We start from the raw sequence: 25964 nt of genomic DNA, 5'->3' as shown, positions 1-25964 counted from the left end.
GATGTTTTGGTGCTTTAGTAAAATAGCAGCCTACCACTTTTGGTGGGGTTTTTTGTATTCTAAAAGTCTTGTTTTTAAATTAAGTTAAAACAATTAATTTATTTTTACTAAAATTTCTAATTAAGCGTATAATGTTAAATAATCAGAAAACAAAAAATATTCACTAAAAGGAGGTTTTGCATTGGAAAATCAGAAAAAGCACTTTCAGATGAGGTCATCAAGTAAATTTTGGTTACTTAGCACTGGAATTCTTTTAAGTTTGTTAGTGACTAGTCACCCTTTAGCAGTAAAGGCTGATGAAATTTGACTGTTACATCACCAAACCAAACTGAAGCTGTCACCAAACCAACTGTAAATTCTTCTCTTGCCGCGTCTGATTCGACAACCGAAGGAAATACAGGAAGTTCACAGGCAGAAATGCAAACTAAAGCGGCAAGCTCAATCACTTCACAGGCAAGCACCGCTCCAAATGCCAGTTCAGATTTATCATCTTCAACCAGTTCGGCTCAGACTTCAAGTGGAGAAGCAAGCTCTAATTCTTCAGAGGTTTCAGCTTCATTGAGTTCAAAGGCCTCAACTTCAAAAGCCCCAAGTGTTCCTCTTGATTCATCAAAAGCAAATGTCACAATTGCTTCAAGCCTGTCGGCGAGCGGAACAATCATAAGTCCTGCTCTCACAAATGGTTCAATTGCCAGCCAAGCCAATGGTCAAGACCCTGTAATCAGCACTATTGAAGCAACCGGTTCAGTCGCCAATGACATTACAGGACCAGCCACGCTAGATGGTATCAATATTACAATCAAGGCTAATAATCTTGTGTCCAATAACTTTTTAACGCCTGATGGTCTTCATTGGTCGGCAAATACGCAGGTTATTCCAATCACAGGTCAGGTAACAGGTCAAATCAGTACTGAAAACTTTGGACAAACGGATGGCCCGACCATACCTGCGACCACTTATACTATGAACGCAGGAGATTCTGGACGAATTACTAATGTTGGAAGGACCCTAGCCGGAACCAATCTAGATTTGATTTACAAAGTCATCTCAACAGATGAATCAAGCTGGCAAGCCCCCAAAGAAAGTACGTCCGATTGTCCGATTGGCCTCGCTTTTACAGGCGAACAAAATATTGCCAACTCCGACGGAAACTCGATTGTCGCCCTCTACTACGGGGCAAATAATGTCAACCTCAATTATCAAATCGTCGTACATAATACGAATTTTCAAGTGCCAGTCCTTGCTTCGTTTATCACGACCGATATTGATATGGCCCAAGGAGTCAAGACCAATCTTGCCAACCTTTTAACGGTCATTCCAAAGACCACTAATCTTGCGACCGATTCAAGTGGTGTTATTTATGATACGACGGGCCCTGATACGGATTTGAATGGTCAAGCTAGTCTCCCTTATGGCGGTTATCTGGGTGTCGGTTTTCTGTCAAACTTTGACTATGATTTTTACAGCCCAGCACCAGTACGTAGTGGAGATTCTTATCAATATTCGCAAGGGGTTCGCTATGACCTCTTTGGTTCAGCGCTTCAAGCACATTTGACGACACAAGTCCGGGATATTGTTTATCTTAACTATTATGATGCGGACGAAAACAATCAGCTTATCGTTCCCCAACATCAATTTATCTGGTTTCCAAATGTTTCTTGGAATGTTCCAGCCAGTAAATTCCCACATTATGCATATGGACAAGAAAGTCAGCACAGAAATGGGAACACAATAATAGTTGGTGATTATTATCATATCCAAAGTACCGTCACTTATGATTACTATGGTACGGACGGTATTTATCTAGGACAACAATCAATCACGGGGCTTTATAACAAACCTTATTCGGTGAATGTGCCTTATAAATTTGGCAATTACTACATCGAAGGAAGCACCACGCAGTCAGGGACTTATCCAAAACATGATGAAATACTTGATGTGTACTACAAATATGTGCCACCGATTGTTTACTATAACACGAGTAATCCTTATGCGACGACTTATTATGCCAATGGTTATGAATATGTTCCGAATTATATTGCACCTGTGATTTATTATGCACTAACTTATGGCTATTACGATGGAGGCACTTCTTACTCTGGTGGTTATGGTTATTCATCAGGAGGAGAGGATGGTTCTACAAGCGTAGCTTCTAGTGGAGGCTATTCTCTTTATGTACCACAATCTGCTTATTATTCTAAAGAAGCTCAGCTTGTAGCAGAAGAAAATGGTACATACAAGACCAGTGAAAGAAAGACTTCAAGTGTAGAAAATGTTGATGACGGCTATGAATACATACAAAATGGGAAATTGTACGTAAATTGGGGAACAGTTAACTCTAAAATTCTAGGTGGAATTTCGGTTAGTATTGCTTCAGTGGGGGTTGCATCGGCAGGGATGAACTTTAATGATGATGACGGTAGCCCTCTCTCCTGAAAGTGGGGAGGAGCCTGAATGGGATGGATTAGGAGATAGTATTGGGGAGTTCGGAGAATATGAGGAAGAAAGAGAAGAAGATGATTTATATGAAGGAGGTGGAGCGAATGACCCTCAATAATAACTCTGAGAATTTAGATGATATCTTTTTGACCAAAGATAAATTTGAAAAAAATAATGGAAAAACAAGTGAAGAAAAAGCAAGGGAAACCGAGCAAATTGTGACAAATCTTAAAGAAATGCAAGAACATGGGAAGAAATGGGGTAAAGAAAATAAAAATGAAGTTTATTATACTAGGCGAGGCTTAGTCAGATTTAAAAGTCTTACTAAGCAAAAGCCCAGAAGCATAAAAAGAGGAAAAGAATATCAAAAAATAATGGAGGATATTGATACCTATCTCGCTGTCGAAGAGATAAGTCCGGAAATCAAAAAATTACTTCAAGATACTAAGGATTATTTGCTTCAAGGGATATTTGATGTTTTTGATGCTAAACGTTATCTTACGATTAGTTTTGCTTTACTTATTCAGCATGGTAAGCAGTTAAATGAGTCTGAGAAACAGGCTGTTAAATCATTTAAAAATAGAAGATTTGTAAAAAATATTATAACAATCATAGTCATTTGTCTTGGTACATATTTGATAATCAGATTCATAAGATAGAAGGGGAGGATAAAATGTCAAATTCAAAAAAATTTGTATTTATAGCAAATATTATTAGTAGCCTAATGGCTGTGATAATTGGGGGACCGCAAATTTGGAAAAATATTATCCAACCGTTTATCGCAACTTTAAATAACCCACAGATTAATTGGGCTTATTCTTCCAATATTATTAAATTGATTTTAGTAAACCTTGTATTATTACTTTCATGGCTTATTGGTTGGTTAATTTTTCCATTATTATCATGGATTGCTTTTTCTAAAATGGATAAAAAATACAATAAAAAATGGAAAAGAGTTTTGCTTATCGTAGGAATTCTAAGTCTTTTAAGTGCTTTTATTAATATCTATAGTATCCTAATTTTTGTTTTTAAATTTATAGTTGGAGCACTTTTGGTTTCTAGTTTTTATATTGGAAAGGAAAAATCTTAGACTAAGTTACTCGTTTTTATGGATAAATACTAGGAGGCACCAAATGACCCAGAATAAAGAAGCTGAAAGAAAGCCGATAGACCCAAAAGATGTGAATCAATTTGTTAATGGGCTTAATGATTATCGGGATAACTGGATGGCTGAAATTCATAGTAAAGACTATCTAACACCAAATCGAAAAATTGAGGGAAATAAAAAAAGTAAAAAAGAACAAAAAAATAGTACGAAAGTTTTACAAAAAATTGAGGAGCTTTTAAATGACTCGAATAAATCTGTTGATTCAGAGATGATTCTGCAAATAGCTAAAAAGAAACTAGAAAGTGCGGAGTTTAATTCAGAGGATGCAGAGAGTTTCATTGTACATGATTTATTATTATTGACAACGACACCAGGAAAACAAGGAATAACGAATAAGGAAAGAGATTATATTAATAGTCAGCGAAAAATAGGTGGTATGAGAACAGCCTTGATTTCTGTAATAGGCACTATCATAATTTTTCTGGCATGGGCAATTAAAATGGGTATATTTAAATAGGTGGAGAAAATGAAATCAATTACTTCCAAAAAAACAGCTTTAATAGGAAACGTCTTAACGACTATTCTGGTAGCTATTATGGGCACAATAAATATCATAAATAATTTGTATTCTTTTACTGGGTATTCTCCTTTTGTAATAGCACTAGTGGGGATAGTTGCAATGTCAGTCTATCCAGTATTAGAGTGGGTGGCATATAGTCGTATTGGTAAAAGGGGAGGGAAATGGTGGAAATTATTTCTATTCGTGATGGGAATATTGTCTATATATCATAGTTATAGTAGTTTGGGAAACCTTTTAGTATTTTTACTTAGAATTATTATAGGAATTTGCTACATCTTTACTTTTTTTCTAAAAGATATCAACCTTTTAAGTAATAGTAATTAGAAAAGGAAGAGAACTAATGAGTCAAAATAAAGAGGCAGAAAATTTAGACGATATATTTTTAATCAAAGATAAGAATAAACCTAAAACAAACAAATAAAGAAAGAAGCAGTGAAGAAAAAGCAAGGGAAACTAAGCAAATTGTGGATAATCTTAAAAAGATGCAAGGTCCTGGAAAGAGATGGAACGAAGAACAGAAGAATGAAGTTCACTATGAAAAAAATGGACTCGTTAGATTTGAAAGCCTTACTAAACAAAAGCCAAGAAAAATTAAAAGAGGAAAAAGCTATCAAGTGTTTATGGAAAATATAGATATTTATCTTGATACTAATGAGGTTAGATTAGAAATAAAAAAACTGCTTCAAGATACTAAAGATTATTTACTTCAAGGAATCTTTGATGTTCTTGATGCTAATCGTTATCTTAGAGGTAATATTTATTTTCTAGTTCATCAAGGGAGTCAATTAAATGATTATGAACGAAAGTTTCTAAAATCATTTAAAAATATCATTACAATCATTAGTATTTGTGTGATATCATGCTTAATCTTTAAGTATATTTAAGTGATAAAAGTTTCATAATTAGTATGAAAAAAACAGAAGAGCATGTGCTCTTCTATTTTTTATCATACCTCAATCCCATCGCGTTGATTGAGACAATCACGGTTGAGATTGACATCAGGACTGCTGCAATGAGAGGGTCAATATAAATCCCTGTAAATGGATAAAGAATACCCGCTGCAACAGGAATAGCAATAATGTTATAGCCTGCTCCAAACCAGAGGTTTTGTTTCATTTTTCTAAGCATGCGTTTGGAGATATTAATCATATCCAGGACGTCACTTGGATTGGAGTTAACTAGGACGACATCAGCGGTACTGATAGCAACCGAAGTTCCTGCTCCAATCGCAAAACCAATCGTAGCAGTTGCAAGAGCTGGGGAATCATTGACACCATCACCAATGAAAAGCACGCCGGCTTTCTTTTGGTACTCTTTCACAATTTCTGCTTTATCTTCAGGTTTTAATTCCGCTCTAAATTCGGGAATATTTAGTGCACTAGCAATTTTTTGAGCAGTTTCTTTATTATCACCCGTGAGCATAACAGGGGTAATTCCTTGGGCTAATAAACCATTAATAAAGGCTTTCGCGTCTGCTTTAGGAGAATCTCCTAAGGCAATAAATCCTAAAACATCTTGTTGTTCATTGATTAGGAAAGATACAGTTAAACCTAAATCTAAATATTGAGCAATCTTTTGTTCATCATAAGAAAGTTGATTTTCACGAAGATATTTATAGTTAACAATTTGATAAAAGTTTTGATTAACTTGCCCTTTAATCCCAACTCCTGGAATATTTTCAACCGCTTCAACTTTTAGATTTTCAAGAGGTTTAGCAGCTGCAACGATTGATTGAGCAATCGGGTGAGTGGAACTTCCTTCAAGTGCTGCCATGATTTGGAGAATGTCTGTTTCATCAGTAAAATCAATAACATTACGAACAATAAACTTACCGTCAGTTAATGTTCCCGTTTTATCCATTAAGGCATATTTAATTGTATTTATTTTTTCTAGAGAAGTTCTGTTTTGAATTAATAAACCATTTTTAGCAGAAATACTGGTTAGGCGAGAAACAACAAGTGGAACCGCAAGACCTAAAGCGTGTGGACATGCAATTACAAAAACAGAAACCGCAAGAAGTAGAGCAAAACTAAAGTTAGAACTAATTGTCCAAAAAACTAATGAGAAGATACCAACAATAAGTGCGGCATAGAAAAGGTAACCAGCCACTCTATCTGCCATATTTTCCAAATTAGATTTTTGAGCTTGGGCTTTCTTGACTAATTCGGCCACTTGATTGAGAAATGAATCTTTTCCAAGGGTTGTGACTTTCATCTCAAATGGTTGGTTTTGATTGAGGGAACCACCATAAACAAGATCATTTGTTTTTTTATTGACTGCTCGGCTTTCACCAGTAATCATTGACTCATCAACGAGCGCTTGACTTAATATAAGGCCATCTGCAGGTATTTTCTCATTTTCTTTCACTAAAAGTAAATCGCCAATTTTTAGTTCTGAAAGCTCCACATCCTTCCCACTTTTTAAGTGAGCTTTTTTGGGAACAAGGCTTGCTAAATCTTTCAATGCATCGCCAGCACCCATGATTGCTTTCATCTCAATCAGGTGACCAATCAACATAATGACAATTAAAGTTGCCAGTTCAAACCAGAAGTTCATGCCCATATGTCCGTTAAGACTCATGATTGTGGCGTAAACAGAATAAGCATAGGCAACGGTAATTCCCATTGTAATCAGCATCATCATGGCTGGCTTACGGCTTTTTAATTCACCTTTTGCTCCGCTAAAAAAAGGAGTCCCAGAGTAAAAGAAGATAATTGTACCAAGGATAAGTTGCAAAATTTCACTTCCGGGGAATTTAAGGATAGTAAAGCCAGCGATTGGTGAAATGAGTAGTAGCGGAATCATAAGAATGATAGCCACTTTGAGCTTTTTACTCATATCACCCATATGCATCATGTGTCTCCCATGATTCATCATATCCATATTGTCCATATCATGCATATCATGCATATTATCCATATTGTGCATGTTGTGCATCTCATGGTTTTCGTGCTCCATATCCATCATTTCATGATTATGATGATGCTCAGACATCATTTCATCGTGATTAGACGAATGAGTTTTATTTGACATATTTTCCTCCTAAATGAATGCTTTGAAATTTCTATCTATATATAGTTTACAATTGTAAACTATCAAAGTCAAGGAAAAAAGTTGTATTCTATAAATGTTACAAATCAATAACCATAAGGTTTCTTTTGTGACCTAAATGTGATATTATAATATATATTCATAGCGATACTCAATAAAAAAGTATCGGCAAGGAGAGAATAAATGATAAAAATACGGCCAGAAGTGACTACTGTTACCTCCAAGTCTCATTTTCGAACTTGGAAATCAGGGAAAAGTTGGTTATTTGCTACTTCAGCATTAGCTATAATTATCGTTTCAGGAACGATTACTGACCAAAATGTAAAAGCGGACACAGCAATTGATGGTAGTCAGCAAATTAGTGGTATTACTGAGGTAACAAGTTATTCAGCACTAGCTTCATCGACAAATAGTGATGTAGCTGCTAGTCAAAATCAAGTTGCTTATGAACAAGCTAGTGACCAAAGTTTTAATAATTCACTGGCTAACACAGTAGAAACTGATACTGAGGGAATAACTTCAAATGTGTCAGATAGTAGCAATTCAATTAATGAAAGTCAAAATACGACAAGTACAGCGGTTATTCAAACTCCTACAAACAATATCGTATCGCTTGCAGATTCAAGCTCATCAAATGATAATGGCAGCAATTCTATATTAAGTTCTTCTAATGCTGCAGACAGCGTTGATTCGGCAGCTGTCTCTCAAAGTTCAACAAGTTCATCAGTAATTTTGAGTGAAAGTTCAGCAATTGATAGTGGTATTGGATCAACTTCTCAAAGTTCGGAAATGAATCTTGCGGGAAATAGTAGTACTAATGCTTCAAGTGCTGCTGTCGCTTCTTTTACGGCTATTCTAGCGACTAATTCGTCTATGGTACTACCAATACTTACTCAGGCACTAGCTACAACAGCGCCTGCTACAACAAGTGGTTCAGCTACTCTTAACACAACACTCGGAGATCTTGTAAATCAAGCAATTTCGACAGTAGGAATTAGTGGTTTAGAAAATATTTTTAGCACACTTGGAACTTTTAATATTCCAGGAATGACTACAGCCGCGTCAGCTCTTAATGGTGTTGAACAAATCGTCAATATTGTTGGAAATATCCAGGAAGCAGCTGCTAATCCTGGAGCCTTTCTATTAAATGGAATGAAATCTGCAGGTTTAGATGTTAGCCAAATTCCATTAGTTGGAGGGCAAATTGCGGCGTCATTTAATGCTATCCCATCAATGAGCCCTGCTGCTATGCTTACTTTTCTTGAAAATCCAACAATTCCAGGACTTTCAAGTATTCCGGGGGCAAGTCTAGTACTAAGCCCAGTACTTAGCGCAATAAGTACTGTAACAAGTGGGATTGTTAATCAACTTAATACGACAACTTCCAATGCCTTGGGTGGTGTTAATTTTGATTTAGACACACTTGTCTCTCTTCAAGGAAATGATCTTGTCAACTACTTGGCTGGTTTAGTAGTTAATTCAGCGATTAATCGAGTAGGTCAAATTGCTTGGAGTCAATTATCTCCAACTATTAGTAATATTCCTCTTGTAGGTACTACAGTTAATAATGTTTTAAGCCCAATATTAAATAATCTTACTGGTGCATCTTTGGGTGAAGTTGCGAATTTAACGGGAGTTTCCAGCCTTCTTGACCAAGTAAATAATAGTTTGGGTAATCTTGCAAGCCTTGGTTCAACAGCCTTAGCCACGATTGAGAACACGCTCCAAAATAGTCTAAACTCACTTGGTAAGCTTCCTGCTGGTGCTTCGAATATTCTTAACCAAGTGCTCGATCAGTTGCAAAATGCTATCAATAATATTGTTGTAAGTGCGACGGGGATTGTAAATAATTTACCAGGTCTTGGAGCTATCGAAAATGGTCTTTCGAACACTATTAGTCAAATACAAAATAATATTAATAATTTCGTTAATAATGCACTTAATGGAATAACGACAATTATCAATTCTTTAACTCCAAGTGTTGGTGCTTCAACAGTTAATCCAAATTCTAGTGCTAATAGTAGCCAATCAAGCAGTAGTGCCAGTTCTTCATCAAGTGCAGCTAGTAGTTCAACTTCATCTTCAAATGTATCAAGCAACACGAGTTCTAATTCTAGTGAAGCAAATACTTCAAGTTCGACTTCTAATGCTTCAAGTTCAAGCTCAAGCTCAGAGGGTTCAAGTGCTTCAAGTTCAAATTCCAGTGAAGGTAGTGCCACAAGTTCATCCTCGGTAGACTCAAGTCAATCGAGTTCAGCCGGGGTAAATGGCTCAAGTTCAAGCTCAGAGGGTTCAAGCATTTCGAGTTCAAATTCCAGTGAAAGTAGTATTGCTAGTTCATCTTCGGTAGACTCAAGTCAGTCAAGTTCAGCTGGAGTAAATGGCTCAAGTTCAAGCTCAGAGGGTTCGAGTGCTTCAAGTTCAAATTCCAGCGAAAGTAGTATTGCCAGTTCATCTTCTGTGGGCTCAAGTCAGTCAAGTTCTACTGGGGTAAGTAGCTCAAGTTCAAGCGCAGAAGGTTCAAGTGCTTCAAGTTCAAATTCCAGCGAAAGTAGTATTGCCAGTTCATCTTCGGTGGGCTCAAGTCAGTCAAGTTCTACTGGGGTAAGTAGCTCAAGTTCAAGCGCAGAAGGTTCAAGTGCTTCAAGTTCAAATTCCAGTGAAAGTAGTGTTGCCAGTTCATCTTCGGTAGACTCGAGTCAGTCAAGTTCAGCTGGGGTAAATAGCTCAAGTTCAAGCGCAGAAGGTTCAAGTGCTTCAAGTTCAAATTCCAGTGAAAGTAGTGTTGCCAGTTCATCTTCGGTAGACTCGAGTCAGTCAAGTTCAGCTGGAGTAAATGGCTCAAGTTCAAGCTCAGAGAGTTCAAGTGCTTCAAGTTCAAATTCCAGTGAAGGTAGTGTTGCCAGTTCATCTTCGGTGGACTCGAGTCAGTCAAGTTCAGCTGGGGTAAATAGTTCAAGTTCAAGCTCAGAAGGTTCGAGTGCTTCAAGTTCAAATTCCAGCGAAAGTAGTATTGCCAGTTCATCTTCGGTAGACTCAAGTCAGTCAAGTTCAGCTGGAGTAAATAGCTCAAGTTCAAGCTCAGAAGGTTCAAGTGCTTCAAGTTCAAATTCCATTGAAAGTAGTGTTGCCAGTTCATCTTCGGTAGACTCGAGTCAGTCAAGTTCAGCTGGGGTAAATAGCTCAAGTTCAAGCTCAGAAGGTTCAAGTGCTTCAAGTTCAAATTCCAGTGAAAGTAGTATTGGCAGTTCATCTTCGGTAGACTCAAGTCAATCGAGTTCAGCTGGAGTAAATAGCTCAAGTTCAAGCTCAGAAGGTTCAAGTGCTTCAAGCTTAAGTTCAAGCGAAAGTAGTATGACAAGTTCTGGTGGGACAAGTGATTCAAATTCAAACACTGGTCAAACTAGTACTACAAGTTCATCTTCTGAAAATTCAAGTCATTCGAGTCTGAGTTCAAATGAATCAAGTAGTGCAAGTTTGACTTCATCTGAGTCAAGTGGTTCAACAACATCTTCAAGTATGTTGACTAATCCAAATTTACAATCTAATGATAAAAATGGCTCAAGTCTAACTTCAAATAGTTCGTATACTTCAAAAGTGAAACTAAATAACTTGAGTCACTCAAATTTATCTTCAAATGAAGCAAAAGTTTCGACTTTAATTTCTAAGGTATCAAGTAGTCCAAGTCTTTCAAGTTCATTAAGCGCAATGAGCTTGCAACTTGTACCAACTGTAACGAAAGAAGAGCTTCCCAAAACAGGTGCTGATGATGATTTAAGTTTAGTATTAGCAGAATTGGGATTGGGATTAGTGGCAACGTTAACTATTGGAAAAGTTAAATATAAAAAAAGGTTTTGAGTAGTATATTTTAATTAAGGACTTCTTTTCTTTGGAAAGAAGTTTCTTTTTAATTTGGAATTATTCCTTTATTAAAAATTACGAACAATTTAAAATAAAGAAAGAAAAAGGAATGATGATGATTAGAGGATGAATGTTAGCTTATGGTATAATAGTTCTATGAACTTGATAGATGGAAAAGCACTTGCTGCTAAAATGCAAGCTGAGTTGAAAGTTAAAGTCGATAAATTAAAAGAAGCGGACAATGTTCCAGGTCTTGCCGTTATTCTTGTGGGCGAAGATCCTGCGAGTCAAATTTATGTCCGAAATAAAGCACGACAAGCCACAGCAATTGGTTTAAATTCTAGTGTGGTTCGTCTACCAGAAACTGTGTCAGAACAAGAACTGTTAGATTTAATTGAACAGTATAACCAGTCAGAACAATGGCATGGTATTTTGGTACAATTGCCATTGCCAGAACATATTTCTGAAGAAAAGGTTTTACTAGCTATTGATCCAGAAAAAGATGTGGATGGTTTTCACCCAATGAATATGGGACGTTTGTGGTCTGGAAATCCTTTGATGATTCCTTCAACTCCAGCCGGTATAATGGAAATGTTCCGAGAATATGATGTGGAACTTTCTGGTAAACGTGCAGTTGTGATTGGTCGTTCAAATATCGTCGGAAAACCAATGGCGCAATTATTAATGATGGCTGATGCTACTGTGACAATTGCTCATTCAAAAACAGAAAACTTGCGCGAATTGACTAAGGAAGCGGATATTTTGGTGGTTGCTATTGGCCGTGACCGGATGATTAAAGCTGAGGATGTCAAAAAAGGGGCAGTTGTAATTGATGTTGGGATGAACCGTGATGAAGATGGAAAACTTCATGGCGATGTTGATTTTGATGAAGTAAAAGATGTTGCAAGTTTGATTACTCCCGTTCCTGGTGGAGTTGGTCCGATGACGATTACAATGCTTATGGAACAGACAGTTCGTGCAGCAAGTAGAAAAATGAATGAAAATAAATAGTTAATTAATAAAAGAGTAACTAAGTTTATAGTAATTTCTAAAGACTTATTTTTAAGTTAGAAGTTTTTTGAAGATAAACTTTTTACTTTTTTTCGATTTTAGCAGTAGAAATTTTACTAACAGAATGATTAGTAAAAGATTAATTGAGAACTAAAGAGTGAGGGAATGACAGAATATTTATCAGTATCAACCTTAACAAAATATTTAAAAGCGAAATTTGACCGTGATCCATATCTTGAACGGGTTTATTTGACAGGAGAAATTTCAAATTTTAGAAGAAGACCAAATCATCAATATTTTGCACTTAAAGATGAGGGCGCTGTGATTCAAGCTACGATGTGGGCGGGACAATTTCGCAAATTAGACTTTGAATTAGAAGAGGGGATGAAAGTTTTGGCTGTCGGTCGAATCAGTATTTATCCACCTTCTGGCTCTTATTCTATAAATATTGAAAGTTTAGTTCCAGATGGCGTTGGAGCTCTTGCGGTTAAGTTTGAACAGTTGAAGAAAAAGCTGACTGCTGAAGGGCTATTTGAACAACGTTGGAAACAAACTTTGCCACAATTTTCTAAGAAAATAGCTGTGGTAACTAGCCCGTCAGGAGCGGTCATTCGGGATATTATTACGACGGTTCAACGTCGTTTTCCGATGAGTCAAATCGTTCTTTATCCGACAAAAGTTCAAGGACAAGGTTCGGCTGAAGAAATTGCTGGAAATATCCGTCGAGCTAATCAACGTGGTGATTTTGATGTCATGATTATTGGTCGTGGTGGTGGGTCTATCGAAGATTTATGGGGATTTAATGAAGAAATTGTGGTTCGAGCAATTTTTGAATCACGTATTCCAATTATTTCATCGGTTGGACATGAAACAGATGTGACTTTAGCTGATTTTGTTGCTGATAGTCGTGCAGCGACTCCAACAGCGGCAGCCGAATTAGCAACACCAAATACGAAGGTTGATTTAATAAATTGGGCGAATGAGCAGGAAAAACGACTTTTTAACCGCTTAACACATTTAATTAAAATAAGGCGTGAACGAGTAGATAAATTAAGCCAGTCAATCGTTTTTAGACAGCCAGAACGCTTGTACGATGGACACTTACAAAAACTTGACCGTCTGTGTGAACGTTTGTCAGTGCTGACGGAAAATAAAGTTGCAAATATGAAACACCGTTATGAGCTGTCAGCTGGGAAATTAATTCCGACTTACGGAAAGATAGTTGAAGCTAAAAAGAATAAGACGGAGCAACTTTATCAGTCTTTACTTTTATTAGATATCTCGAAAATAAAAGCGCGTGGTTTTTCCCTCGTTACTGACGAAAAGGGAAAGATTATTAAATCCGTAAGTGATGTGAAAAAAGGTCAGACTTTAGATGTTGAATTGACTGACGGAAAAGTAATAGTGGAGGTAAAATAATGGCAACCAAAAAAGAAGATGTAAAATTTGAAGATAATTTGGCAGAGTTAGAAAATATTGTTCGTAAGTTGGAATCTGGTGATGTAGCGTTGGAAGATGCTATTGCTGAATTTCAAAAAGGAATGAAAATTTCGGAAACTTTGAAAAAAACACTCAATGAAGCGGAAGAAACATTAGTAAAAATAGTTGGAAAAAATGATCAGGAGAGTGATTTCTCTCCGGAACAGAAAGACTATTAAAATAAAAAACCTTTGATTTTTCAAGGTTTTTTATTTTAAACAAAATTTTACTGACAAAAAAGCCTATTATTCTAATATCAATCTTATTTATATACTAATAGTAGATAGAGTTATGGTCAAGTCTTTTATAGAAAGAGTAGATTAAATGAAGAAAAAATTTGTATTAGCGCCAGATTCTTTCAAAGAAAGTTTGAGTGCGCTGGAAGTTTGTCAAGCAATGGAAAAAGGAATTAAAAAAGTTTTTCCTAAAGCTGAAATAATTTCTATGCCAATGGCTGACGGTGGTGAGGGGACAACAGATGCTTTGATTGATGCAACGGGTGGACGACGGGTATATAAAAAAGTACAAGGTTCATTTGCAAATACAAATGTAGAGGCCTATTTTGGTATTTTGGGAAACTCAAATACGGCGGTCATTGAGATGGCAAAGGCAAATGGTCTGGAATTGGTTGCTTTGGAAGATAGAAATCCATTGATTACATCAACCTATGGAACAGGGCAATTAATTAAGGCTGCAATGGATGAAGGAGTAGATAAAATCATCATTGGCATTGGTGGAAGTGCGACTAATGATGGTGGCTCTGGAATGGCTCGTGCTTTGGGAGCTAGGTTTTTAAATAAGGACCAAGAAGAAATTCCACTTGGTGGAGCTTTCCTTAAAGAAGTCAGAACAATTGATATGAGTGATTTTGACCCAAGAGTAGATGAAATTGAAATATTAATTGCTACTGATGTCACCAATCCTTTAACCGGAAATAATGGCGCTTCTTATGTTTTTGGACCACAAAAGGGAGCAACTGAGGAAATGGTCAAAATATTGGATGAAAACTTGAAGCATTATGCAGAAATTGTTCATAATGATCTGGGAATAAATGTTAAAAATAAACCGGGATCCGGCGCAGCAGGTGGTTTGGGAGCAGGTTTGCTTGCTTTTACCAATGCAAAAATGCAATTAGGAATTGAGCTTGTTGCACAAACAATATACTTAGAAGATAAAATTAAAGAAACTGATTATGTATTTACAGGTGAAGGTGGAATGAATTATCAGACAAAATTTGGTAAAGCACCTTATGGCGTCTGTAAAATTGCTAAAAAATACAAGAAACCTTGCTTTGCTTTGGCAGGATATATTGGGGATGGAGCAGAGGTTCTTTATGACGAAGGAATGACCGCTATTTTTGGTGTTTTGAGTCAAGCACAATCTTTGTCAGATGCCTTGGCTGACGGCGCAAAGAACGTTGAGCGAACGAGTGAAAATATTACAAGAGTATTAGCAATGAATGAGCAAAAGGCTCACTTATAAAAATGGAGTGGATTTAAAAAATAAAAAAATTTCCTCAAATCATCACGGTTTTTAGCCGTGAATTTTGGTATAATTAGGGTAATGGATACGAAAATACTAAAGTTAGAAGACTTTTTAACTGAATTTTATGAAAGCGCTGAATTTCCAACTGGCTTAGCCGAATCAGCAAAATATTCTTTATTGGCAGGCGGTAAACGAATTCGCCCCCTCCTTTTTTTAAACCTATTAGAGGCTTTTGATTTAGAATTGAGTAAGGCTCATTATCATGTGGCAGCCGCACTTGAGATGATTCATACGGGTTCTTTAATCCATGATGACTTACCAGCAATGGATAATGATGATTATCGTCGAGGGCAGTTAACTAATCACAAGAAATTTGACGAGGCAACTGCAATTTTAGCTGGTGATACTTTATTTTTTGACCCTTTCTTTATCCTTTCAACTGCTGATTTATCCGCAGAAATAATAGTAGCGTTGACGCGTGAATTGGCCTTTGCTTCAGGTTCTTATGGAATGGTTGCGGGTCAAATCTTGGATATGGCTGGTGAAGGAAAAGAGTTGACATTGGCTGAAATTGAGCAGATTCATCGCTTGAAAACTGGGCGACTTTTAACTTTTCCTTTTGTAGCTGCTGGAATTGTTGCTCAAAAATCAACGGATGAAGTTGAAAAACTTCGTCAAGTGGGACAAATTTTAGGATTGGCTTTTCAAATTCGAGATGATATTTTAGATGTCACAGAAACTTTTGCTGAGCTTGGAAAAACACCAGGTAAGGATATTTTAGAGGAAAAATCAACATATGTTGCTCATTTAGGACTTGAGGGAGCAAAAAAATCACTGACAGGAAATTTGTCAGAAGTTAAAAAATTACTGACAGACTTATCAGTTACTGACAGCTCTGAAATTTTTAAAATTATTGAGCAATTGGAAGTGAAATAAAAAAATAGAAATATAAAAAGAAATTATTAGTTACATTTCTAAGAAAAATACGTATAATTACTATAAAGAAAGATCTACATGAAAGAAAGAATTGACGTACTTGCCACGAATCAAGGTTTGTTTGAAACACGAGAGCAGGCCAAAAGAGGAGTAATGGCTGGTCTAGTTGTTGATAGTAAATCAGGAGAGCGTTACGATAAACCTGGTCAGAAAATTGATGATGGAACAGAACTTCGTCTTAAAGGTGAAAAGTTAAGATATGTTAGTCGAGGAGGGTTAAAATTAGAAAAGGCTCTTAAAGAATTCCATTTAGAAATTAATGGAAAAACTTGTCTTGATATTGGTTCTTCAACTGGTGGTTTTACTGATGTAATGCTTCAAAATGGTGCCAAATTAGTCTATGCTTTAGATGTTGGAACCAATCAATTGGCTTGGAAAATTCGTTCAGATGAACGCGTTGTCGTTATGGAACAATTTAATTTCCGAAATGCTGTTTTAGCTGACTTTGAACAAGGAAGACCGTCATTTACTAGTATAGATGTTAGTTTTATTTCTTTAGATTTAATTCTACCGCCACTTTATGAAATTTTGGAAGAAAATGGCGAAGTAGCAGCTCTTATTAAACCGCAGTTTGAAGCGGGACGTGAACAAGTCGGAAAAAATGGAATTATTCGTGACCCTAAAGTTCACCAAATGACTATTGAAAAAGTTTTAAAAACAGCCACTCAACTTGGTTTTTCAGTAAAAGGTTTGACCTTTTCGCCAATCAAGGGTGGGGCTGGAAACGTTGAATTTCTTGTCCATTTACTTAAAGATGGAAAAGCAGAAATTGCTCAGCAGGTTAATATTGAATCAGTTTTACAAAAAGAAAGTGAAGAACTATGAAAAGAGAAGACCGATTAAACTTTATTGCTCAATTTATCCGTGAAAACGAAATTAAAACGCAAGAAGAACTTGTGAATATCCTCTTAACTCATGGAATTGACGTTACTCAAGCGACCGTTTCCCGCGATATTAAATCACTTGCCCTAATCAAGGTGCCAGCTGAATCTGGTGGTTATCGTTATGATTTACCAAAAAACAAGGAAGTTTTACAGTCAAGCCTTCATAAAGCCTTAGCTTTTGATGCAATTACGGGAACAAAAATCAAAGATAATATGCTCTGGATTCTTGCTAATCCAGGGACAACAAGTCTTGTGAAAAATTATCTTTTGGAAGAATATAGCGATGATATTTTTTCAATCATTATTGATGATGATAGTGCTTTAGTTATTTTTGAAACAGAAGAAGATGCTAAAAATCTTTATAATTTACTGACAGAATTTTAAATTTACTGACAAGAATATTGTGACAAAATTCTGCTGAATATTTTGAGCGAATTAATAGCTGTCAGTAAAAAAAGAATATAAGTAGGAAAGATAAGGTTATTAGGTTACTGATAGCCTTGTCATTTATTTTTGAGAAAGGAAATTTTGATGTTACAAGAGATTTCAATCAAAAATTTTGCAATTATTGAAGAAATTCATCTATCCTTTGAGAGCGGAATGACGATTTTAACTGGGGAAACTGGTGCGGGAAAATCAATAATTATTGATGCAATGTCTTTATTATTAGGTGGCCGTGCTTCGAGTGATTTTGTGCGACATGGGGCAAACAAAGCCGAAATAGAAGGTCTCTTTTTCTTTGATAAAACTCCAGAATTGAAGACGGTATTATTAGAACTTGGCTTTGAAGAAGTAGATTCTGAAATTATTTTAAGACGTGAGATTTTTGCTAATGGTCGTTCCGTTTGTCGAATCAATGGTCAAATGGTTAATTTAGCTACGCTAAGACAAGTGGGTGAATTATTAGTTGATATTCATGGTCAACACGATAGCCAAGAATTGATGAATCCGAAAAGCCATCTTCGTTTACTTGATGAATTTGGTGACGAAGCCTTTGATCAGATAAAAAATAATTACAAACTCAAATTTGAAAACTTCAAAAATTTGCGTCAACAGCTCAATTTACGACAAAAAAATGAGCAAGAATTTGCTCAAAGAATTGAAATTCTTCAATTTCAGGCTGAAGAAATTGAAGCGGCGGAAATTAATCTTGAAGAAGATGAACAATTAGTTAATCGCCGAGAAAAGTTAAATAATATTAAAAATATTGCTGATTCGCTTAGTAGTGCTTATCTAGCGCTTGATGATGAAGATAATGATTATTCAAGTCTTAATAATATCCGAACAACAATGACAGAATTGGATAAAATTAGTAACTTTGATAATGACTATCAAGAACTTGCTGACAAGACAGCTGAAAGTTATTATGTATTAGAAGAAGTTGCTAATCAAATTCAAAGAATCATGAGTGATTTAGAATTTAATCCAGCTGAGCTTTTACAAATTGAAGACCGGATTATGACCTTGACCACTTTGAAGAAAAAATATGGCCCAGAACTGTCCGATGTGATGAACTATTTAGAGAAAGTCCAACTTGAACTCTCAGAACTGACGGGTTCGGAAAATGACTCAGAAAATCTAGAAAATTCAGTTAAAGTTGCACAAGTTCAACTCATTGAAGCAAGTAAAAAACTTAATGAAGCGCGCCATAAAATTGCCAAAGAAGTTGAAAAAGATATTAAACACGAACTTTCTGAGCTTTATATGGAAAAAGCTGATTTCAAAGTTAGTTTTGAAGGGGCAAAGTTTTCGGCAAACGGGAATGAGCATGTTGAATTTTTTATTCAAACCAATCCGGGAGAAGGATTTAAACCGCTGGCAAAAACAGCTTCGGGTGGTGAACTTTCACGTTTAATGCTCGCTATAAAATCAAGCTTTTCAAGACGTGAAAATAAAACAGCCATTGTTTTTGATGAGGTCGATACTGGTGTTTCTGGTCGTGTTGCTCAAGCGATTGCTAATAAAATATATAAAATTGCTAGACATGGGCAAGTTCTTGCAATTTCTCACCTTCCACAAGTTGTGGCCATTGCCGATAGACAATTTTATATTGAAAAAGCTTCAACCGATGACATTACTACTTCCACAGTTAGAAAATTAAACGCTGAAGAAAGAGTAAATGAAATTGCGAAAATGCTTGCTGGTGAAGATTTAACTAAAGAAGCCTTAGCTCAGGCTAAACGTTTATTGAGCAAATAAATCGAATATTATTAAGAAAAAGTCTTGATTTTTAATCAGGGCTTTTTATCTTTTAAATGACAAAATCGTAATTAGTGTAAAATTGCAACCACAAATGTGTATAAACCGAAAATAATAAATGTTAAAATTAAATTGTAGTTACACTATTAAAAATATTGGAGTATATGTGAAAGTAAATAAAATTTGGGTTTTAATCATTTTGGTCTGTTTGTTTTTTTCAATTTATGGGCATTATAATCAAAATTATTTTTTCTTGTTCGTAGGTATTGTTGGTGCCTGTGCGGGAATAATCTGTATGTTATGCGAAATGCTGATCCAAATTCTTAGAAATCAAAAGATAAAAAAATAAATTAAAAAAACTAATTATAGATAAATTTCTTTGATTTGTTAGCAAATGTTACTGACAAGCCTTTTGAAAAAGACTAAAATATCTTTATATACTATGTGCCAACTTCCAAGTCAGAGAGCCATAGATAAAAACGCCTTCTCCTATATAAGATAAGGGCGTTTTTATTATAAATTTGAAGCCTCAATTTATTGGGGCTTTTTATCTCCAAAGGAGATATTATGAAGTAAAATTAGATTTTTTACCATTAAGAACTTCTGTTAAAGTTCTTTTATGAATTAAACTCAATATGTTATAATGAGATATCAACCATAGTACTGAAAGGAGAGGTTTGTAATTTAAAAACTGAAGTCGTATTTTATAATTTAGGAGTTAAAAATGAGTAAAACACGTTTAGAAGCATTTACGGATGCTGTCATCGCAATTATCATGACTGTCTTAGTTTTAGAATTGGTCCGTCCAGATTCAGATAGCTTGCAAAGTTTTATTGCTTTACTTCCGCATCTGGGTGTCTATTTTGTAAGTTTTTTTATACTGGCTATTTACTGGGTCAATCACCATCATCTTTTTCAAAGCATCAAAAGAATTATTGGAAAAGTTCTATGGATAAATATTAGTTTTCTTTTTGTCTTATCACTTATTCCTATTTTTTCTAACTGGGTATCAATCTATCCTAATTCATTTATCCCAGAAGTAGGCTATGTGATTATCTTTTTCTTCGGGAATTTTATTTATCTACTTTTGACAAGAGAATTATTGAAAATCAATGGACATCGTAAAACGTCTGAGACAACGATTAGAAAAAATATCCTAAGTGTTGTGCTCAATATTGTCAGCATTTTATTAGGTTATTTTATAGCTCCAGTAATCATGCTTGTTGGTTCAGCCTTAATTTTTTCAATGTGGGTGATTCCAGATAAAAATATTGAAAAAATGTTTAAATAATCTTTTAATAAAAATATGAGTTTACTTAATAAAAAAGTTTGGAATAAATAACTGACCTTCTGTCAGTAAATAATATTATAAGTAAAGAGGAATAACAATGATTAAAGCATACATCAAATATTGGAAAAAAGCAGGAGATTTAAAATCTTATTCAAATCGTTCGGATTATTGGTGGGTTTTCTTGACTAATTCAATCATATTTGCGATTCTCAGCATTTTAAACTTTATGGTGACAATCCCTAAAGCTGGGAAAATAATGAGCCAATCTGCAACTTTATCACAAAAAGAAATTATTCAACAGGTGACAGACTTATATGCCAACCCCACGGGTGGAGCATTAGTAATAGTTATTGTTACAGCTCTCATTGGTCTAGCTATTCTTGTTCCTAATATCAGTTTGACAGCTCGTCGTTTACGTGATGCTAGGTTTCCTTGGTGGATTGCTCTTGTTTTTGGAGTAGCTGCAATTTATGGGCTGGTTACAATGTTTATTCATCAAGATCTTCTAGCAAAAATGGGTTATTTTGTTGGATTTATCAATTTCATTATTTATATTCTTTGCCTTTTTCCAACCAAATATGGCATTGACGAAGAAGATGATTCAAGAACTTATGAATAATTAAAAAAATAGAGAGGTAAAATATGGTTCAAGCTTATAAAAAATTTTGGCTGGGAGCTTTCACTTTCAATAAAAAAACTAGTCGTAAAGATTTTTGGTCAGCCTTATTAACTCATATCATAATATTTGTCATCTTGTTTAAAGCTTATCATTTCTTTAATCTACTAGATTTTTATCAATTAACGACTTTATGGCAAACTTTTGCTTCATTCTTTCAATTAATATTTAATCTATATTTCTTTGGAAGTTTATTGTCCTTCATTGCTCTAACTGTTCGGAGATTGAATGATGCAGATTTACCTTGGGGACTTATTTTTCTTAATTTTATCCTTGGTTTAGGAACTCTTGTGCTCTTGATACTTAACCTATTTCCAAGTTCGCCTAGAGCTTTAAAATTCAAGGAATATGAGATTAATTCTTCTCAAGAATTTAATAATTTACCAGAGACAAAGACATTATCAGGTATATTCAAGGACTATTTTAAAAATTACTTTGAATTTCGCGGAAGAACGACAAGAAGAAATTTTTGGTGGATACAACTGTTTTGGGGGCTGACCGTTATTCTTTTTCTGTTTTTAATCTATCTTTTCAATCAATTTGAACAAATAATGTTTGGCTATAATTTTATTGGTAGTATGGTCTTGCGTTTATTCTTTTTCCTATTTATCTTAGGAACATTTTTCCCACAACTTACGATTCATGTAAGACGCTTAAGAGATGCTGGTTTGAGTAATTTAGGATTATCACTTTTGTTAGGTGGAACAAGTGGAATATTAATTTTCTATCAAATGTTCACGAAGACATTAAAAATAACATATACAACCGGTCACTATCAATTAGTTCAATATCTCTTATTTTTACTAGTAATGATTGCAGTATTGAGTTTAATTCTTGTAGAAGTAATGGCGACAGGAGAATTAAAAACGAATAAAAAAAATTCTTTATTTGAAAAAATAGACTGATTAATTTCAGTCTATTTTTAGTATTAATTGTTAAAATATAAAAAGTCATGTTTACACAACTTGTAAATTGAATTGACATCAAAGAAGCCAGTAATAGATGCAAATGCAGTTCATGTAAGCCTTTTTATTAAAAAAATCTTTACATAATCATGTAAACTACTACAAAAATAGAAAAAAAGTGATATAATAAACTGTAAGTATACAAGTAGGACGGCGCTCTTGCCAAAAACAATAGCATTTAAGCATGATACAGTCTTACTACATGAAACCGTAGATATGCTTGAAGTAAAGCCAAATGGAATTTATGTTGATGCGACACTAGGTGGCGCAGGACATAGTGAGTATCTTCTTAGTAAACTGACTAATGGTCATCTTTATTCATTTGACCAGGATGAAACTGCTCATGAAAACGCAAAAGTACGCTTAAGTGAGCAACTTGCAGAAGATAAAGTAACATTGATTAAAAGTAATTTTCGCTATCTTAAATCAGCTTTAGCTGAATTAGGAGTCACGAAAATTGATGGAATTCTTTATGATTTAGGAGTTTCCAGCCCACAATTCGATGATAGTCAACGAGGTTTCTCTTATAAAAAAGAGGCAAGATTAGACATGCGGATGGACCAAAATCAAACTCTTTCTGCTTATGAAGTTGTAAATGATTATCCTTACGAAGCATTAGTTCGCATTTTTTTCCGCTACGGCGAAGATAAATTCTCTAAACAAATTGCTCGTAAGATTGAACAAGCAAGAAAAATTAAACCTATTGAGACAACAATTGAGCTTGCAGATTTAATAAAATCTGCATTGCCTCAAAAAGAACTCAAGAAAAAAGGGCATCCAGCCAAACGCATTTTCCAAGCGATTCGTATTGAAGTAAATGATGAACTTGGAGCAGCGGAAGAATCAATCGAACAAGCCATTGATTTATTAAAAGTTGATGGTCGAATCTCGGTAATTACTTTCCATTCTTTAGAAGATCGTTTAACAAAAACAATTTTCAAAGAATATAGTACAGTTAATGTTCCCAAGGGATTACCGATGCTTCCTAAAGATATGGAAGCTAAACTAAAATTGATTAATCGCAAACCAGTTCTTGCAAGCGAAGAAGAACTCGAATTTAATAATCGAGCTCACAGTGCAAAATTAAGAGTAGCGCAAAAACAAAGAGATTAATCAAATAACAAGTTGGTCTAATAAAGAGGGTTTTCCCACTTGAGGATTGTTTTTGGATGTCTTATATAAATGAAATAACAATATTCAGCTTTTCTCTTTTCAATAGTGAAGAGAGTAAGTTGAATTTCTTTAGTAAGATAAACGAGTGGAGGCAAAGATGGCAGCACAGCCTAAAGAATACTTCGATATAGAAACTGCGGCGAAAAAAGATAGTTATCTCATTGATACGGAAACTTTAGCGCCAGAAGTTCTGGCAAGTAAGTTTAAAAAGTTTTCTGGTGTTGAAAAGGTATTCTATCTGACAATGGTAGTTGCTGCTTTAGTGTTGGCTGTTGGTCTACTTTATGTTAAAACTAAGACACTTGAAGTTCAAGGGAATACAATGGACTTACGTTCAAAAATTTCTCAAGAAACAACCCGAAAAACTGAGTATGATCAACAAATTTTAGATTTAACATCAGGTACTAAAGTGCTTGATACGGCGAATAAAGCTGATTTAAAACAAAATCCTTCTAATGTATTGAAAGCAACGAAATGATAAAATTTTTAAAAAAACTAATTTTCTTTCCTTTTAGAAAAGTATCACGAAATGCCCGAAAAACGAATTGGAGTACAGAAAGAAATCGTAAACGAGTAGGTAAGAGCCTGTTTTTCCTAGCTATTGCGCTGTTTACGGTTTTTATATTTCGTTTTGTCTGGCTAATTACCGTCAATCATGTCGGTGGAACCAATCTTACAACGATGGCCAAGAGCAACTATCAAAGCACAGTAACGGTTCAGGCGAAGCGTGGAACAATATATGACCGTACAGGTGCGGCCATTGCGGTGGACTCAAGTACCTATACAATTTATGCTGTAATTGATAAAACACAGGTTGATTCAAATGGAAATCCTCTTTATATTGATAAGAAAGATTTTACCAAAGTTGAAGATTTCTTAAATAGTAAACTTGGAATTGACCGCGATTTAATTAAAAAGCAGCTCAATTCTAAATTGAAACAAGTTCAATTTGGCCCTAAAGGTAGTGATATCTCTCTTGAAAAAATGAAAGAGATTCAAAAAGCGGCTGAGAATGAAAAAATTGTTGGACTTGGTTTCACGGCAAATATTTCTCGTTCTTATCCTTTTGGAAATTTTGCTTCTCAATTTATTGGTATTGCTCGTCCTAAAGATGAAAATGGTACTCAAGCTCTCAAGGGTGATATGGGCTTGGAAAAAGCCTTCAATAATGTTTTGAGTGGTGAAAATGGTAAAGAAACTTATCAAAAAGATATCTATGGTCGCCCAATTCCAGGAACAACTAAAGTCATTGAACCTGTTAAAAATGGTCAAGACGTTTATACTACACTTGATGCACAACTTCAAAGAAATCTTGAAGGATATATGGACAAAGCGGCTACGGATACTGGAGCACAACAACTTTCAGGAACTTTAGTTGATGCTCATACCGGTGAGATTTTAGCAACAAGTCAACGTCCAACCTATACGGCAACAACGATCAATGCTGCTGAGAAACAAAAGTATTTCACTTGGAACAGTTTACTCTCACAATCAGCCTTTGAACCGGGTTCAACATTTAAAACTTTCTTGATGGCTGGAGCGCTTGATAGTGGAAAAGTAAATCTTAATGAAACTTACCAACGGAAACTTCAAGTTTATGATACAACGATTAATGACTGGGATGTAACAGAAAATAAAAGTTATACTTTGCCAGAAACAGTAACCTATGCTCAAGGTTTTGCTTTATCTTCAAATATTGGGATGAGTAAAATTGAAATGAACATGGGAGATGCTTTATGGGGAAGTTATCTTAATAAATTTAAATTTGGTCTTAAAGTAAGAGCCGGTTTAGATGGTGAAAATCCGGGAGCCCTTCCTTCATCAAATGCCGTTTCGCAAATTCAATCTTCATTTGGTCAAGGGGTTGCGGTTACTCCACTTCAATTGATTAGAGGTTGGACGGCTATTGCTGGAAATGGAACAATGCTTGAGCCACATATTGTCAGCAAAGTAGTAGATCCGAATACAAAAACAAGTTTGACTTCTAAAGCAGAAGTTGTTGGACATCCGGTCTCTAATGATGCAGCAAGTGGTGTGCGTGATTTGATGTTAACAGTAAATACTGACCCTGTTTATGGAACATCTTATTCAACAAGTGGCGATTCTGAGCAAAATCTTGCTGCTGGTCCTTTATTTATGGTCAATGGTGAACCGGCTGCGGTTAAAACGGGGACGGCCCAAATTGCCTCAACAACGGGTGGTTATATGACAGGTTCTCAAGATTACCTTTACTCTGCTGTTGTGATGTATCCTGCTAAGAATCCTGATTTTATTTTCTATATGAATGTAAAAATTCCTACAGAAAGTTGGACGCTTAAATATATTGCTCGAGTGGCAAATCCATTGTTAACAAGTGCTGAAGCAATGAAAAATGATTTATCAGTTAGTGCTGATACTGATACTAAAGCTGGCAAAGTGACCATTGAGAATTATAAAGGCAAAGATTCAGGAGATACTGCTGATAGCTTACGCCGTACTGTCCTTAGTCCGGTTATTATCGGGACAGGGGCAAAAGTAACTGCTCAATCGATTGCTGAAGGTGAAAAAGTTTCAGCAAATTCACGAATTTTACTTTTGACGAATGATAAAGATCAGGTGATGCCTGTTATGTATGATTGGTCGAAAAAAGAAGTTGAGCAATTGGCTAATTGGTTTGGAATTAAAGTAACTTATGAAGGGTCAGGAAATAAAGTCTTGACTCAAAGTATCGAAACTTCTACCAATGTTAAAAAAGGTCAAACTCTAACTGTTAAAATGGGAAATTAA

At 35.3% G+C, this 25964-nt stretch carries 22 protein-coding genes and 1 pseudogene; 22 read left to right on the top strand and 1 reads right to left on the bottom strand.

Features of this window, described 5'->3' with window-relative positions; all coding sequences use genetic code 11:
• The first annotated feature begins 181 nt into the window (after positions 1-181).
• The 7 genes and pseudogenes from PYW37_RS08500 (at position 182) to PYW37_RS08470 (ending at position 5011) form a co-directional block, all read left to right on the top strand.
• Positions 182-2436 (top strand): annotated as a pseudogene (locus tag PYW37_RS08500) (DUF5585 domain-containing protein).
• Entirely contained in the window at positions 2408-2557 is a 150-nt protein-coding gene (locus PYW37_RS08495) for a hypothetical protein (RefSeq protein ID WP_160321460.1), read from the top strand. Before PYW37_RS08500 ends, PYW37_RS08495 begins: the two are co-directional and overlap by 29 nt.
• Positions 2544-3098, top strand: a complete 555-nt coding sequence (locus PYW37_RS08490) for a hypothetical protein (RefSeq protein ID WP_023189859.1) — start codon at positions 2544-2546, stop codon at positions 3096-3098. Before PYW37_RS08495 ends, PYW37_RS08490 begins: the two co-directional genes overlap by 14 nt.
• Positions 3099-3112: 14 nt before the next feature.
• A complete protein-coding gene (locus PYW37_RS08485) occupies positions 3113-3529 on the top strand; it encodes a hypothetical protein (RefSeq protein WP_023189858.1) in 417 nt (138 codons plus the stop codon).
• A 43-nt stretch (positions 3530-3572) separates the two neighbouring features.
• Entirely contained in the window at positions 3573-4064 is a 492-nt protein-coding gene (locus PYW37_RS08480) for a hypothetical protein (protein WP_025016717.1), read from the top strand.
• Between the two features lie 9 nt (positions 4065-4073).
• Positions 4074-4451, top strand: a complete 378-nt coding sequence (locus PYW37_RS08475) for a hypothetical protein (protein ID WP_025016716.1) — start codon at positions 4074-4076, stop codon at positions 4449-4451.
• Positions 4452-4591: 140 nt separating this feature from the next.
• Positions 4592-5011: a DNA repair protein gene (locus tag PYW37_RS08470; protein ID WP_232238882.1), complete on the top strand. Its 420-nt coding sequence runs from the start codon at positions 4592-4594 to the stop codon at positions 5009-5011.
• Between the two features lie 52 nt (positions 5012-5063).
• Here the strand turns inward: PYW37_RS08470 and PYW37_RS08465 are convergent, their stop codons facing one another.
• On the bottom strand, positions 5064-7160 hold the full coding sequence (locus PYW37_RS08465) for a heavy metal translocating P-type ATPase (RefSeq protein ID WP_025016715.1): 2097 nt from the start codon (positions 7158-7160) through the stop codon (positions 5064-5066).
• A gap of 201 nt (positions 7161-7361) precedes the next feature.
• Between PYW37_RS08465 and PYW37_RS08460 the strand changes: the two genes are divergently transcribed.
• From PYW37_RS08460 to PYW37_RS08390, 15 genes are all read left to right on the top strand, one after another.
• Positions 7362-11036: a KxYKxGKxW signal peptide domain-containing protein gene (locus PYW37_RS08460; protein WP_044009632.1), complete on the top strand. Its 3675-nt coding sequence runs from the start codon at positions 7362-7364 to the stop codon at positions 11034-11036.
• A 159-nt stretch (positions 11037-11195) separates the two neighbouring features.
• Entirely contained in the window at positions 11196-12050 is an 855-nt protein-coding gene (locus PYW37_RS08455) for a bifunctional methylenetetrahydrofolate dehydrogenase/methenyltetrahydrofolate cyclohydrolase (RefSeq protein WP_023189853.1), read from the top strand.
• Between the two features lie 165 nt (positions 12051-12215).
• Positions 12216-13469 (top strand): exodeoxyribonuclease VII large subunit, encoded by a 1254-nt coding sequence (gene xseA / locus PYW37_RS08450; protein ID WP_023189852.1) that lies wholly within the window; start codon positions 12216-12218, stop codon positions 13467-13469.
• Positions 13469-13708 carry an exodeoxyribonuclease VII small subunit gene (locus PYW37_RS08445; protein ID WP_003131346.1) on the top strand — a complete coding sequence of 80 codons (240 nt, stop codon included), beginning with the start codon at positions 13469-13471 and terminating at the stop codon, positions 13706-13708. The genes xseA and PYW37_RS08445 overlap by 1 nt, the downstream gene beginning before the upstream one ends.
• A 145-nt stretch (positions 13709-13853) precedes the next feature.
• Positions 13854-15011: a glycerate kinase family protein gene (locus PYW37_RS08440; protein WP_023189851.1), complete on the top strand. Its 1158-nt coding sequence runs from the start codon at positions 13854-13856 to the stop codon at positions 15009-15011.
• 81 nt (positions 15012-15092) lie between these two features.
• The gene (locus PYW37_RS08435; protein WP_023189850.1) at positions 15093-15950 is read left to right on the top strand and encodes a polyprenyl synthetase family protein; all 858 of its coding nucleotides are present in this window, start codon (positions 15093-15095) and stop codon (positions 15948-15950) included.
• A 78-nt stretch (positions 15951-16028) separates the two neighbouring features.
• The gene (locus PYW37_RS08430) at positions 16029-16835 is read left to right on the top strand and encodes a TlyA family RNA methyltransferase (protein WP_015426159.1); all 807 of its coding nucleotides are present in this window, start codon (positions 16029-16031) and stop codon (positions 16833-16835) included.
• On the top strand, positions 16832-17278 hold the full coding sequence (locus tag PYW37_RS08425; protein WP_023189848.1) for an arginine repressor: 447 nt from the start codon (positions 16832-16834) through the stop codon (positions 17276-17278). Before PYW37_RS08430 ends, PYW37_RS08425 begins: the two co-directional genes overlap by 4 nt.
• Before the next feature lie 147 nt (positions 17279-17425).
• Positions 17426-19093 carry a DNA repair protein RecN gene (gene recN, locus PYW37_RS08420; RefSeq protein WP_023189847.1) on the top strand — a complete coding sequence of 556 codons (1668 nt, stop codon included), beginning with the start codon at positions 17426-17428 and terminating at the stop codon, positions 19091-19093.
• Positions 19094-19817: 724 nt separating this feature from the next.
• A complete protein-coding gene (locus PYW37_RS08415) occupies positions 19818-20384 on the top strand; it encodes a TMEM175 family protein (protein ID WP_025016681.1) in 567 nt (188 codons plus the stop codon).
• Positions 20385-20481: 97 nt separating this feature from the next.
• Entirely contained in the window at positions 20482-21003 is a 522-nt protein-coding gene (locus PYW37_RS08410) for a DUF805 domain-containing protein (RefSeq protein ID WP_003131354.1), read from the top strand.
• Between the two features lie 23 nt (positions 21004-21026).
• Entirely contained in the window at positions 21027-21965 is a 939-nt protein-coding gene (locus PYW37_RS08405; RefSeq protein WP_025016680.1) for a DUF805 domain-containing protein, read from the top strand.
• 219 nt (positions 21966-22184) lie between these two features.
• On the top strand, positions 22185-23138 hold the full coding sequence (rsmH, locus tag PYW37_RS08400) for a 16S rRNA (cytosine(1402)-N(4))-methyltransferase RsmH (protein WP_010905597.1): 954 nt from the start codon (positions 22185-22187) through the stop codon (positions 23136-23138).
• 157 nt (positions 23139-23295) lie between these two features.
• The gene (gene ftsL2 / locus PYW37_RS08395; protein ID WP_003131357.1) at positions 23296-23676 is read left to right on the top strand and encodes a cell division protein FtsL; all 381 of its coding nucleotides are present in this window, start codon (positions 23296-23298) and stop codon (positions 23674-23676) included.
• Entirely contained in the window at positions 23673-25964 is a 2292-nt protein-coding gene (locus tag PYW37_RS08390) for a penicillin-binding protein (protein ID WP_025016679.1), read from the top strand. Before ftsL2 ends, PYW37_RS08390 begins: the two co-directional genes overlap by 4 nt.

It is taken from the genome of Lactococcus lactis (genome assembly GCF_029023865.1).
GTDB lineage: Bacteria > Bacillota > Bacilli > Lactobacillales > Streptococcaceae > Lactococcus > Lactococcus lactis.
Note: the sequence above shows the minus strand (reverse complement) of the source record. Positions and strands in the feature narration are given on the sequence as shown.